Here is a 12044-nt window from a genome sequence, read left to right as displayed (position 1 = left end):
GATCTGCTTGCCGAGAACCTTCGCGCCACGTACTGGAAGGATCAGTGTGGCGCGAAGGTCGCGGTTGTCCGCTTCGCCGACGAGGAGCTCGTGCTGGCCAAGCCGCAGACGTTCATGAACGTCTCGGGTGGCTCGGTCAAGAAGCTCGCCGAGGAGTACGGCACGCCGCTGTCCGAGCTCATCGTGATCCACGACGACCTCGACCTGCCCGCCGGTGCGGTGCGTGTGAAGCGCGGCGGTGGGCACGGCGGTCACAACGGCCTGCGCTCGCTTCACGAGAAGCTTGCCGACGACGGCTACCTGCGCGTCCGCGTCGGTGTCGGGCGTCCTCCGGGTCGCATGGACGCCGCGGACTACGTGCTGCAGTCGCTGAAGGGGGATGCGCTCGAGGACCTCGAGGCGTCGATTCCTGCTGCGGCCCAGGCGTGCGTGAGCATTCTGGAGGACGGCGTCGAGCCGACGATGCGCGAGTACAACGGCGTCTAGCGTCCGTGCGCACGAGTCCGGCGCGCAACGCCCGGCGCCGATGCACTCTAGCGGTAGGTCATCGGATTCTTGGGGGTGCCGTTGACGCGCACCTCGAAGTGCAGGTGCGGTCCGGTCGAGTTGCCCGTGCTGCCCACGGTCCCGATCCGCTGGCCCTTACTCACGCGCTGCCCCACGTGCACCTTGATGCCGCCGGAGGTCTGGTGCGCGTAGCAGGTGACCACTCCGTTGCCATGGTTGACCATCACGAAGTTGCCGTACGATCCGCGCCACCCGGCATAGGTGACGGTTCCGGCACCTGCCGAGACGATCGGGGAGCCCGAGGGCGCTCCGATGTCGATTCCCGGATGCAGTTCTCGGCCGTGGAACGGGCAGATGCGTGGGCCGTAGTTCGAGGTGATGCGATGCGAGCTGGGAACGGGCCACGCCATCGTCCCGGCAAAGCGGCCGGAGCCGCCGCCCGCGAGCTCGGATGCGATGCGGTCCGACTCGGCTTCTTCGGCCTCGGCCAGCGCGCGCAGTCGCTTCGCATTCTTCTTGGTGTCGGCCATCAGCGCCGACTTCTTGTCAAGCACCGCGTCCTGCCGGTCGGTCTTGGCCTGGCGCGCGTCCTGCAGGTCGCGGATCTTGTTCTCGGCAGCGACGGCCTCGCGCTTCTTAGCGGCCGCGGTCTCGAGCGACCGGTCGAGTTCTACCTTGGCGCGCTCGAGTGAGTCGCGGGTCTCAACCAGCCCAGCTGCGATGTCGTTGCTCGACTTGATGGTTCGAGCGATGAACTCGGTGCGCGTGACCAGGTCCCCGAGGTCCTCGGCACTGAGCAGCATGTTCACGAAGAAGAAGTCGCCCTGCTTGTAGCTCGCGGTGACCCGGCCTTCGAAGTAGCCCTGCTCTTCGTCGTAGCGCGCCTGGGTCTGGTCGATCTCCATCTGCTTGAGCTTGATCTTGGCACGAAACGCCGCGACTTCGGCCCGCAGGCGGTTCGAGCGCTTCGTGGCTGCGGAGATCTGCGGATCGAGCGCGTCGGCCTCGGCCTGCAGGTCATCGACGATATCGTCGAGCTTCTTGGTCTCGGCGAGGAGCTCATCGGCGAGCTTCTGCTGCTGGGCAGCCTTCGCGCGCGCGGCGTCCGCTGCGCGCTGGTGAGCGCGTGCGTCTGCGGCGGACAGCGCGAAGGCGGGCTGAGCGCACGCCAAAGCAAGCACGAGTGCAAGTAGGGTGGGGAGATATGCATGGCTGCGGTGCATGCGTTCGGTTCCTCCGGGGACTGCTGCGTCGTATAGTTTGATGGCCGCCGGAAGGCATTGGCTCGTTCGGGGAGATGATACCCCGCGCAGGTGTACGGCGGCAAACGAGCGGGCGAGTGGTGCGGTCGCGCCTGTCGCCGCTGATATACTGTGCGGATTCTGCGTCCGGCATGTTTCGGTCGCATCCGATCTGCAACCTGCCCCGACGGAGGCCGATGTTTCCCATCGTGCACAAGCGCCAGCTCTCCGATGCCGTCTTCGAGATCGGAGTGTCCGCGCCCAAGATCGCCGCGAAGGCTCGCGCGGGCCAGTTCCTCATGGTCCGGATCGACGATCGCGGCGAGCGCATTCCTCTCACGTTCTCCGATTGGTCCGCCGAGGAAGGCTGGATCCGCTTCATCTTCATGCGGGTCGGCAAGACCACGCACCAGCTCTCGCACCTCGAGGTGGGCGACTCGCTGCTCGACGTTGTAGGTCCGCTCGGCGTGCCCACGCACACCGATGGCGTCGATCGCATCGCGATCATCGGCGGCGGTGTGGGAGTTGCCGTCGCCTATCCTGTGGCGCGCGCGATGGCCGATGCTGGCGCGAAGGTGAGCGTCATCATCGGCGCGCGCAACAAGGAGTTGCTGATCCTCGAAGACGAGCTGCGGGCGCTTCCGCTCGAGCGGTTCGTGGTCGTGACCGACGATGGCTCGGCCGGCATCAAGGGACTGGTCACGCATCCCCTCAAGGAGCTGTGCGAGGCGGGTGAGATCGACGAGGCGTTCGCCGTGGGCCCCGCGATCATGATGAAGTTCTGCGCTGCGACCACCCGTGACTTCTCGGTGCCGACCACCGTCTCTCTCAACCCGATCATGGTCGACGGAACCGGCATGTGCGGCGCCTGTCGCGTGAGCGTCGATGGCGAAACCAAGTTCGGATGCGTCGATGGTCCCGACTTCGATGGCCACGCCGTCGACTTCGAAGAGCTCATGAGCCGCCAGCGCGTCTACTCCGACCTCGAGCGCGAGGCCGACGCCGACTACTCGCAGGGGTGCCAATGTCACCTGTAGACGACACGACGCCGGTACCGGGCGCCTCCGAGGCCCCCCAGCCTGCCGATAAGCCCCGCCACAAGCCCTCACGCGGCCCGCGCGTCGCGATGCCCGAGCGCGACCCTAAGCAGCGCGCAAGCGTCTTCGACGAGGTCGGCTACGGCTACACGCCCGAGATGGCGCTCGAAGAGGCGATGCGCTGCCTGCAGTGCAAGAACCCCACCTGCCAGGAGGGGTGCCCGGTCAACATCGACATCAAGGGCTTCATCGGCGCGATCATCGAGGGCGACCACAAGCGTGGCGTCGAGATTCTCAAGGAGCGCAACGCGCTTCCCGCTGTGTGCGGTCGCGTCTGCCCGCAGGAAGAGCAGTGCGAGCAGATGTGCGTGCTCACCAAGAAAGGCGAGTCGGTCGCGATCGGCCGGCTCGAGCGCTTCCTCGGCGATTCGGACCTCGCGTGTGAACTCGACGGCCGATGCGTGCCCGCAGTTGCGCCCTCGAGCGGCTTTCGGTGTGCGGTCGTGGGTTCGGGTCCGGCGGGACTCGCCTGCGCCGGCGAACTCGCTCAGCTCGGACACGCCGTCACCATCTTCGAGTCACTGCACGCGCCCGGCGGCGTGCTCTCCTACGGTATTCCCGAGTTCCGGTTGCCGAAGGTCATCCTCGATGGCGAGATCGAGACGCTCTCAGCGCTCGGCGTCGAACTGGTCACCGACACCGTCGTGGGTCAGCTCGTCACCGTTCCTGAACTCCTCGCCGAGGAGGGCTTCGACGCCGTGTTCATCGGCAGTGGAGCGGGACTGCCGGTGTTCCTTGGGACACCGGGCGAGAACCTCAACGGAGTTTTCTCGGCAAACGAGTTCCTCACGCGGGTGAACTTGCTGCGCGCGTACGAGTTCCCGACCTCCGACACCCCGGTGTGGCGTGGTCGCAAGGTCGCGGTCATCGGTGGCGGCAACGTCGCGATGGATGCGGCGCGTACCGCGCTTCGCCTCGGCGCCGAGGAGGTCTTCCTCGTCTATCGGCGAACGGAAGATGAGATGCCCGCGCGCAAGGAAGAGGTGCACCACGCGCGCGAAGAAGGTGTCGAGTTCAAGATGTTGTGCTCGCCCTCAGAGATCGTGGGTCGCGATGGTTTCGTGACCGGCATCGTGGCGACGCGCATGGAGCTCACCGAGCCTGATGAGAGCGGACGCAGGGCCCCCGTCTGCGTGATGGACAGCGAGTTCACCATCGAGTGCGACACGGTGATCTCGGCGGTCGGCACGCGCGCCAATCCGTTGCTGTCCAAGGCCGCACCCGAGCTCGAACTCACGAAGCGCGGCTACATCGTTACCGATGACGACGGCACCACGAACATGCCGGGCGTGTACGCCGGCGGCGACATCGTGACCGGCGCAGCAACCGTCATCCTGGCGATGGGCGCAGGCAAGAAGGCTGCTGTGGCGATGGACCGCTGGCTGCGCAATTAGTCCGGTCACGCACCCGCATTCCCAACTCAGAGTGCGATTCCGCGCGTTCGTGTCGGGCCTGTGGGGTAGAATCCTGCTGTGGACGAGCGGTATTGAGCGCCGTCTGTCTGGTAGGATTACCCGTACTTGCGGCGCGGCAATGGGAGCGAACGGTGCCTGACGAGCAGATCCACGTGCTGGTTGTCGACGACGACGAGACTGTCGTCGAGATGGTTCGCATGGGCCTCGAGGCCGAGGGGATGCGTGTGTCGGGCGCCTGCGACGGCGCGGAGTGCGTCGAGCTTCTCGGCCGCGAAAGCGTCGATGTCATCCTTCTCGACGTGATGATGCCACGGGTCGATGGCTGGATGACGCTCATGGACATCCGCAACAACCCGGCCACCGCCAACATCCCCGTGATCATGCTTACGGCCAAGACGCAGGATCTCGCGAAGATCCTCGCCTTCAAGCAGGGCGTTCAGCAGTACGTGACCAAGCCGTTCAACGTGCTCGAGCTTGCCGCGCGCGTGGGCAGTCTCATGCGTGGCCGCCGGCGCGTGTCATCGGAGAACTTGGGCGGTGAGACGGACTTCCGCAAGCTCGCGGTCCGCAAAGGCGGTCGCACGGTTCTGCTCACCCTTGACGACATCATCTTCTTGTCGGCGCGCAACAAGTCCACCTACGCTCACACGTATGAGAACCAGTACCTCGTAGACATGACTCTCGGCGAGCTCGAGGAGAAGATGTCACGAGAAGCGTTCGCCCGCGTGCACCGCAGCTACCTGATCAACCTGAACAAGGTCAAGGAGATTCTGCGTGCCGACGGGTCGTATGTCGTCGTCTCGTCCGATCGCGACGAAACGCACATACCTGTGGCTCGGCGTCAGGTCAGGTCGTTTAGAGAGGCGGTAGGTATTTGATGAGGGTGCGGCCACGCGGGTTCCAGCGCACGGTGTCAGTGTTCGTCCTGTTTCTCGCGTTGGCATGCATGCCCTCCATCGCCCACGCCAAGAGGACCATCGGCCTGTCGTCCGGAACGTTCAGCTTCGAAGTCCCCGAGTCCGGGGAGCTCACCGGGTCGGTTGTCGTCAGCTCTGAAGGCGACGAGCCCATCAAGGTCATGGTGTACGCCGCCGACCAGAAGATCGACGCCACGGGCAAGGTGAGCTACACCGTCCCCACGCGTGCCGATGTCAGTTCGCTGAAGAACCCGTCATCGTGGGTGAAGGTGAGCATGCCGGCGAACAGCTTGTCCATCGGCAACATTCCGTACCTCGAGCTCGCCGCGGGCGAGAAGGTGCCCATTGAGTTCTCGCTGTCGGTACCGCGCGATACGGCGCCAGGGGACCACAACATCCTGATCTTCTTCGAGTCGTTCGATCTGCCCGGTGGCGCCAATTCGCAGTCCGTCATCTCCGGCCGACTCGGCGCTCGCATCCAGCTCAAGGTCGCGGGAGAGCGCTTCAAGAAGCTTGAGGTGCGGCCCTTCAACGTGCCGACGTTCGTCATCAACGGCGCTGTGCCCTACGACTTCACCACGATGAACCTGGGCAATACAGACGTCAGGGTCGGGGCGCGTGTGCTCTTCCTTGACCGAAACGGCAACACACTTGCCGAGCAGACGCCGATCAACGGCCGTACCCTGTTCGCCGGCAGCAACACGTTGTCGACCGGAACGGTCATGGCGCAGGGTCTCGCACTTGGCCCGCACACGGTTCGCCTCGACGTCACCGAAGTCGATGACGAGGGCAATGCGATCAACCAGGGCGCGGACACCATCAACCAAGAGAAGTCCGTCTGGCTCATCCCCCTGTGGCTCATCATCGCGGTCGGGGCGTTCGTCGTGCTCGTCTTCGTACGCGCAATCTGGTCGGCCTCTGCCCGCAACACCCAGAGGAAGGCGGAGCGCGCAGCTGATGAGGAGCGAGCAAGGGCCCTTCAGCCCGACGATGAGGAATAGCGGCGCGCATTCCGGCAGCGACGGCTGCTAGCAAGCAAAGAGAAGAACCCCCCGGGCGGTCACCCAGGGGGTTCTTGGTTTCGCTGGTGCGGATGCGTCTAGTTCTGGGTGGCGGTGTAGACCACGGTGGCGGTGTGGACGCCAGGGGCGCAGTCGAACGGCACGGTCAGCGTGTAGTTCGAGGCGTAGTTCTGCGAAGCCGTCTTGGCGGCACCGGCGACATTCGTGAAGTCGGTGGCAACCTGCAGCTCATCAGCGGCGACGGCGGTGATGGCCTCGTCGAGATCGTACGCCTTGTTGGATTTCACGTTGAGCTGCACAGCCTCGCCGGTGATGACGTCGCCGGGATCGACCGCGCCGTAGTCAATCGACTGGCCGGCATCCGGGGTCGTGACGGTAAGCGTCATCTTCGAGGCGACGTTCGCGCTCACGGTGACGGTGCCGGGCGCGCCGCTGCCGTACTGGGCGCTATCGGCGCTGGCAACGGATGCGATGCTGAGGAGCAGGGCGACTGCGAGCGCAGTCAAGACAAAGGCCTTCTTCATTTCGGTCCCTCCAAGATTGCGGTTTACATGACCTTCACCGTGGACTGGACCGATTGGCCCCCAAGTTCCTTCGGCACAGCATTTTTCGGTCTTCTTAATGGCAGGCATGAACAGGTTCCGACAGATGGTCGAAATCGTGAGATAAACGGTCATTGATGCGACGAATTCGTGCCACTGGGGGGTCAAATCTGAACGACTGCCGTCTAGGGGCACTTGATTGCGGTACTGCAGGCTCCGGTGAAGTAGACTTCTCTCCAAACCGCATTGACGCGGCCGGCGCACTACTCTGCGCGGAGCGATTCAGGGACGATTCTTGGTGGTTCGTCCCACAGGTGTTTGTCGAAGGGACGGCGTGGTACCGGGGTATGGGCGGGTGACAAAGAGCGCGGCTTTGGCCGCGCGTCGAGGCGCGCATGCGTTCCTTCTGGCGTGCGTCCTTTACGTCGGCGCTGCGCTCGCCCCATCGTTCGCGCTGGCGTTGGGACCCGATGCCGTGAGGTCTCCGGCGCGCTCCATGGTCACGTCGGTGCCGGTCGGCGACGACACAAGCAACCTTGTCGTGGACCTGCCGTTCTCCATGAACTGGAACGGCACCTTCTTCAGCCAGATCTACATCAACATGAACGGCAACTGCACGTTCGGGCAGACCTTCACCGGATACGACCCCAACCCCACCTTGGTATCGCAGAACCGAAACGTCATGGCGCCGTTCTGGGCGGACGTCGACACCCGCAACTCAGGTTCGGGGAAGGTCTGGTACAGCGACGTCATCGACCCTCCGCTTGTCGACGGCCACGAGGCGTTCATCGTCACCTGGAGCGGCGTTGCGCGCTACAACCAGCAAGCGTCTCCGCTCGATCACTTCCAGCTGGTTCTGATCGACCGGTCCGACACGGGCGCGGGCAACTTCGACTTCGAGTTCAACTACGACCAGATGACCTGGGACAGGGGAACTACCGCATCGACCGGGTACGCACGGGCGGGTTGGGCGATCAACGGCGGGAGTTCGTTCGAGCTGCCGGGTAGCAACGCAAACGGGGCGCTGCTCGATTCGGGCGCGCCTGCCACCGCGCTCATCGAGAACTCACTGAACTCGGATGGGCAGCTCGGCCGCTATGTGTGGCAGGTGCGAAACGGCGGTGCGCCCAATGCCCCACCGACGATCACGGCCGTAGACCGCGTGCTGGAGGGCAACACTCCCGGGGGATACGGCACCTACGACGGTACCGGCGACTACACGGTCACCGACGAGGGTGCGCCGAGTGTGACGGCCTCGCCATCACTGCCGGCCACGCTCCCTCTGGGCACGACCATCATCGAGTGGACCGCGCTTGATGCCGGCGGACTGTCGACGACCGCGACGCAGGCGGTCGTCGTCACCGACACCACTGCGCCGTCCGCACCCTCGCTCTCCAGCGCGACGCACATCGCCGGGGTGTGGACCAACGTCCCAACCGCCACCGTGAGTTCGGTCAACTCGACCGATCTGTGCTCGGGCATGTACGGCGCGCGCTACTCGTGGACCCTCGATGCACCCGGCGCGGCTACGGCCACCCTGGAAACCTCGACGATCACAAGCGTCACACAGAACACCGTCAGCACGACCACGGTTGACAGTCAGGGCTTCGTGAGTGGCACGTGGCCCGCGGACTGGACCCGTTCGAGTACCACCTACGTGCGACTCAGCGCTACTCGGTTTCACAACGCGGCCAACGGCGCTGAGGTATGGGCGAACAACACAACCAGGCGAACGGCCAACTTCTCGAAGACCTTCAATCTGAGCGCGTACGACACCGCGACTCTTTCGTTCTGGGACTACCGAACCGCATTTTCGACGAATGCGGACTACGAGCTCGTGCGGTACTCGACGAACGGCGGCACCAGCTGGACGACCCTGCAGCAGAACCTGGGCACCTCGTCGGCGACCCCGTGGACGGCACACACCTATACGCTGCCGGCCGTCGCCAACGTGCTCGTCCAGTTCGGCGCCAGCGTCAACGCGACGACCGAGTACGTCGACTGGGACGAGATCGTGGTCGAAGGCTTCACCACGAACTCGTCGAGTCACTCCGCACTCTCGTCCGTGGCGACGACCTCGCTTCCCGATGGCAGCTGGTACTACAACTTCCGTACACGGGATGTGTCGGGGAACTGGTCGGCGACGAGCAGCTTCGGCCCCGTGCGGATCGACCGTCATCCGCCCTCGACGGTCGACGACGCGCCGCTCGGATGGGCGACCTCGCCGGTGACGGTCTCGCTCACCGCGACCGACGCGGGCAGCGGCGTCGCCACCACTTTCTACCGCCTCAACGGCGGCGCCGTTGCGACGTACACCGCCCCGTTCGTGGTCTCCATCGAACAGACGAACACCCTGCAGTACTGGTCGGTGGACAACCGAGGTAATGTCGAGACGACGAAGAGCGTGCCGGTGAGGGTGGACACGCGGCCGCCGACGGTGCCAACGAGCTTCTCGGCGAGTGCTGTGACAACGACGAGCGTCGAGATGTCGTGGAATCCATCGACAGACACGACGTCCGGCCTCTCGTACTACCGGATCTTCGCTGATGGGTCGTTGGTGGCGACGTCTACGGAGACGACTTACGAACTGACCGATCTGACCGCCGGGCAGACCTACGTCTTCAACGTTGCCGCAGTCGACGTCGCAGGCAACGTCTCGGCGGCGTCGACCACGGACACCGAGACCATGCCGCAGTCGCAGCTGTGGCTGACCATCGAGCCTACAGCGATCGATCTGGGGGCGATGGATCCGGGCGATACGACGACCGTCACCGACGCGACAACGATCACGGTCGGGGGCGTCGGCGATCTCGGCTACACGCTGTCGCTGTACGGCGAGGACTTCACCTCCACCGCGACAGCCACTCCTGTGCCCACGATGACGGTGAGCGCGTTGTCGTACCAGATGTCGGGATGGGGAAGTCAGCCCTGGACGCCGAATTCGACGACGACGCAGACGCTCGCGATCGACACGGGCGCCGAGTACGTGTGGCTGCATCCGTACCACTTCGATTTCCGACTCGACATCCCGTGGGACGCGTCGCCGGGCGCCTATGCGTCGCGGTTGACCTACACGGTCGTCGCCAACTAGCGGCTAGTTGCGCAGGCTTTGCAGCGGGGCAGGGAAGCGGCCGCCGCGACGGGCGAACACGGTCCCGGCCCACTGATTGACCGCCATGACCGGCGCCTCGCCGAGCAACCCGCCGAACTTCACGCGGTCGCCCACGCTCTTGCCCACGGCGGGGATGAGCCGCACCGCGGTGGTCTTGTTGTTGATGACGCCGATCGCGCACTCATCGGCGATGACGCCGGCGATGGTCTCGGCTGTGGTGTCGCCGGGGATTGCGATCATGTCGAGCCCCACCGAGCACACAGCGGTCATCGCCTCGAGCTTCTCGATGGTGAGCGCGCCTGATTCGGCGGCGCGAATCATGCCCTGGTCCTCGGAGACGGGGATGAACGCGCCGGACAGCCCGCCGATACTCGACGTGCCCATCGCGCCGCCCTTCTTCACCGCGTCGTTGAGCAGTGCGAGCGCCGCGGTGGTGCCGGGTCCGCCGCAGCGGCCCACGCCCATCGCCTCGATGATCTCGGCCACGGAGTCGCCCTCGGCGGGCGTAGGGGCCAGCGAGAGATCGACGATGCCCATGGCCACACCAAGGCGCTTGGCGGCCTCACGGGCGACGAGCTCGCCTGCACGGGTGATCTTGAACGACGTCGCCTTGATCGCCTCGGCGATAGCGGTCATGTCGGCGTCCTTGGGCAGCGCATCGACGATCGCGCGCACAACGCCCGGTCCGGAGATGCCGACATTGATGACGGCCGACGGCTCGCCGTAGCCGTGAACCGCGCCTGCCATGAACGGGTTGTCCTCGACCATGTTCGCGAACACGACGAGCTTCGCACAGCCGATGCTGTCGCGGTCGGCGGTCAGCGCCGCACACGCCTTGACCGTCTCGGCCATCGTCATGACGGCATCCATGTTGATGCCGGCGCGCGTGGTGGCGACATTCACGCTCGCGCAGACGCGCTCGGTGATGGACAGCGCCTCGGGGATGCTCGCGATGAGCCGAGTCGATCCGGTGCCCATACCCTTGTGCGCCATCGCCGAGAACCCGCCGAGGAAGTCGATGCCGACCTCGTGCGCAGCGCGGTCGAGCGCGAGCGCGATGGGGGTGATGTCGTCGGTCGACGAGACCGCCGCGAGCTGTGCGACCGGCGTGACCGAGATGCGCTTGTTGCAGATGGGGATGCCGAACTCGCGCTCGATCTGCTCGGCGACGGGGACCAGCCGCTCGGCGGAGCTCGTGACGTGGTCGTAGACGCGGCGCGCCATGACCTCCATGTCGGAGTCGGCGCAGCTCGCGAGGGATAGCCCGAGCGTGACGGTGCGGATGTCGAGATTCTGCTGGGTGACCATCGTCAGTGTTTCGACGATCTCCTCGGGGGTGATGTGCACGGGGACTCCTTGGGAGTGGGGACGCGAACGGCGGCGGCTGGCGAGCAGAGTGTGGCGCTAGATGCGGTGCATGAAGCGGAAGACGTCCTCACGCTGCAGCGTGATCTGCATGCCGAGCTCGGTGCCGACCTCCTCGAGGCGGCGCTGGACCTCATCGAAGGCGGTGGCATCCTCGTCGACGGTCACGAGCATCGTCATCGAGAACGTGGAGCCGATGATCGTCTGCCGGATGTCTTCGATGTTGGTGGAGCACTCGGCGAGTACTCGAGAGACGTTCGCCACGATGCCGACGCGGTCTTCGCCGAGCACCGACAGGATCGCGAGCGTGCGCATGGGGAGGTCCTTCCGTAAGGGATTTCGTGTGGGTGGAGTATAGCGTCGAGCGTATACTCCCTTATACCGCAGGCGGGGTTGCGGCCGCGTTTCGGTGCGTCCGGCGGTGCGACCCGACAGGTGAGAGGCGAGTTGTGGCGGTTCCGATCACACCCGTGAAGATGGGCGACGTGGTGAAGCTGAAGAAGCCGCACCCGTGTGGCGCCAACGAGTGGGAGATTGTTCGCGTAGGTGCCGACATCGGTCTGAAGTGCCGCGGGTGCGAGCGTCGCGTGATGCTCGTTCGTTCCGAGTTCGATCGCCGCTTCCGCGGGTTCATCGGCTCCACCAAGGTAGGCTTCAGCCTCCAGTCCCTGATGATCCGCATCTTCGCGTCCTCCGAGCAGCGCTTGCGCCTGGCCGGGCATGTGCTGCCGCCGGTGGAGATGGCGGCGGGCTATCGCCTCCGCGCCACACACCCGGATGATCTGAGAGACTGCCAGCGCATCGCCGATCTCCTCAACGCGGCGTT

11 protein-coding genes are annotated in these 12044 nt (G+C 65.2%); 7 read left to right on the top strand and 4 right to left on the bottom strand.

The genetic code is table 11. From position 1 onward, the window contains the following. Nucleotides 1-486 (top strand): aminoacyl-tRNA hydrolase (locus HGB10_11120; GenBank protein NTU72351.1); only part of this gene is annotated, 486 nt, incomplete at its 5' end. A gap of 47 nt (nt 487-533) precedes the next feature. Here the strand turns inward: HGB10_11120 and HGB10_11115 are convergent. Next, nucleotides 534-1730 carry a peptidoglycan DD-metalloendopeptidase family protein gene (locus HGB10_11115; GenBank protein ID NTU72350.1) on the bottom strand — a complete coding sequence of 399 codons (1197 nt, stop codon included), beginning with the start codon at nt 1728-1730 and terminating at the stop codon, nt 534-536. Between the two features lie 215 nt (nt 1731-1945). Between HGB10_11115 and HGB10_11110 the strand changes: the two genes are divergently transcribed. The 4 genes from HGB10_11110 to HGB10_11095 all read left to right on the top strand — a co-directional run bounded on the left by HGB10_11110 (nt 1946) and on the right by HGB10_11095 (nt 6178). Continuing rightward, nucleotides 1946-2785: a sulfide/dihydroorotate dehydrogenase-like FAD/NAD-binding protein gene (locus tag HGB10_11110; protein ID NTU72349.1), complete on the top strand. Its 840-nt coding sequence runs from the start codon at nt 1946-1948 to the stop codon at nt 2783-2785. An 89-nt stretch (nt 2786-2874) separates the two neighbouring features. After that, nucleotides 2875-4239: an NADPH-dependent glutamate synthase gene (gene gltA, locus HGB10_11105; protein NTU72348.1), complete on the top strand. Its 1365-nt coding sequence runs from the start codon at nt 2875-2877 to the stop codon at nt 4237-4239. Between the two features lie 152 nt (nt 4240-4391). After that, nucleotides 4392-5138: a response regulator transcription factor gene (locus HGB10_11100; protein NTU72347.1), complete on the top strand. Its 747-nt coding sequence runs from the start codon at nt 4392-4394 to the stop codon at nt 5136-5138. Then, nucleotides 5138-6178, top strand: a complete 1041-nt coding sequence (locus HGB10_11095; protein ID NTU72346.1) for a hypothetical protein — start codon at nt 5138-5140, stop codon at nt 6176-6178. Before HGB10_11100 ends, HGB10_11095 begins: the two co-directional genes overlap by 1 nt. Before the next feature lie 98 nt (nt 6179-6276). Here the strand turns inward: HGB10_11095 and HGB10_11090 are convergent, their stop codons facing one another. Next, nucleotides 6277-6723 carry a hypothetical protein gene (locus tag HGB10_11090; GenBank protein ID NTU72345.1) on the bottom strand — a complete coding sequence of 149 codons (447 nt, stop codon included), beginning with the start codon at nt 6721-6723 and terminating at the stop codon, nt 6277-6279. Nucleotides 6724-7114: 391 nt separating this feature from the next. On the opposite strand from HGB10_11090, the gene HGB10_11085 reads away from it, so the two are divergent. Then, nucleotides 7115-9832 carry a hypothetical protein gene (locus HGB10_11085; protein NTU72344.1) on the top strand — a complete coding sequence of 906 codons (2718 nt, stop codon included), beginning with the start codon at nt 7115-7117 and terminating at the stop codon, nt 9830-9832. A 3-nt stretch (nt 9833-9835) separates the two neighbouring features. Here HGB10_11085 and HGB10_11080 read toward each other — a convergent pair whose 3' ends face one another. Together HGB10_11080 and HGB10_11075 are read right to left on the bottom strand one after the other, a co-directional pair. Further along, nucleotides 9836-11200 carry a PFL family protein gene (locus HGB10_11080; protein ID NTU72343.1) on the bottom strand — a complete coding sequence of 455 codons (1365 nt, stop codon included), beginning with the start codon at nt 11198-11200 and terminating at the stop codon, nt 9836-9838. 57 nt (nt 11201-11257) lie between these two features. Next, entirely contained in the window at nt 11258-11533 is a 276-nt protein-coding gene (locus tag HGB10_11075; GenBank protein NTU72342.1) for an ACT domain-containing protein, read from the bottom strand. 161 nt (nt 11534-11694) lie between these two features. Here HGB10_11075 and HGB10_11070 point away from each other — a divergent pair. Next, nucleotides 11695-12044 (top strand): DUF951 domain-containing protein (locus HGB10_11070; protein NTU72341.1); only part of this gene is annotated, 350 nt, incomplete at its 3' end.

It is taken from the genome of Coriobacteriia bacterium (assembly GCA_013334745.1).
In the GTDB taxonomy this organism is placed as follows: Bacteria; Actinomycetota; Coriobacteriia; order Anaerosomatales; family JAAXUF01; genus JAAXWY01.
This window is presented reverse-complemented; position numbering and strand designations above follow the sequence as displayed.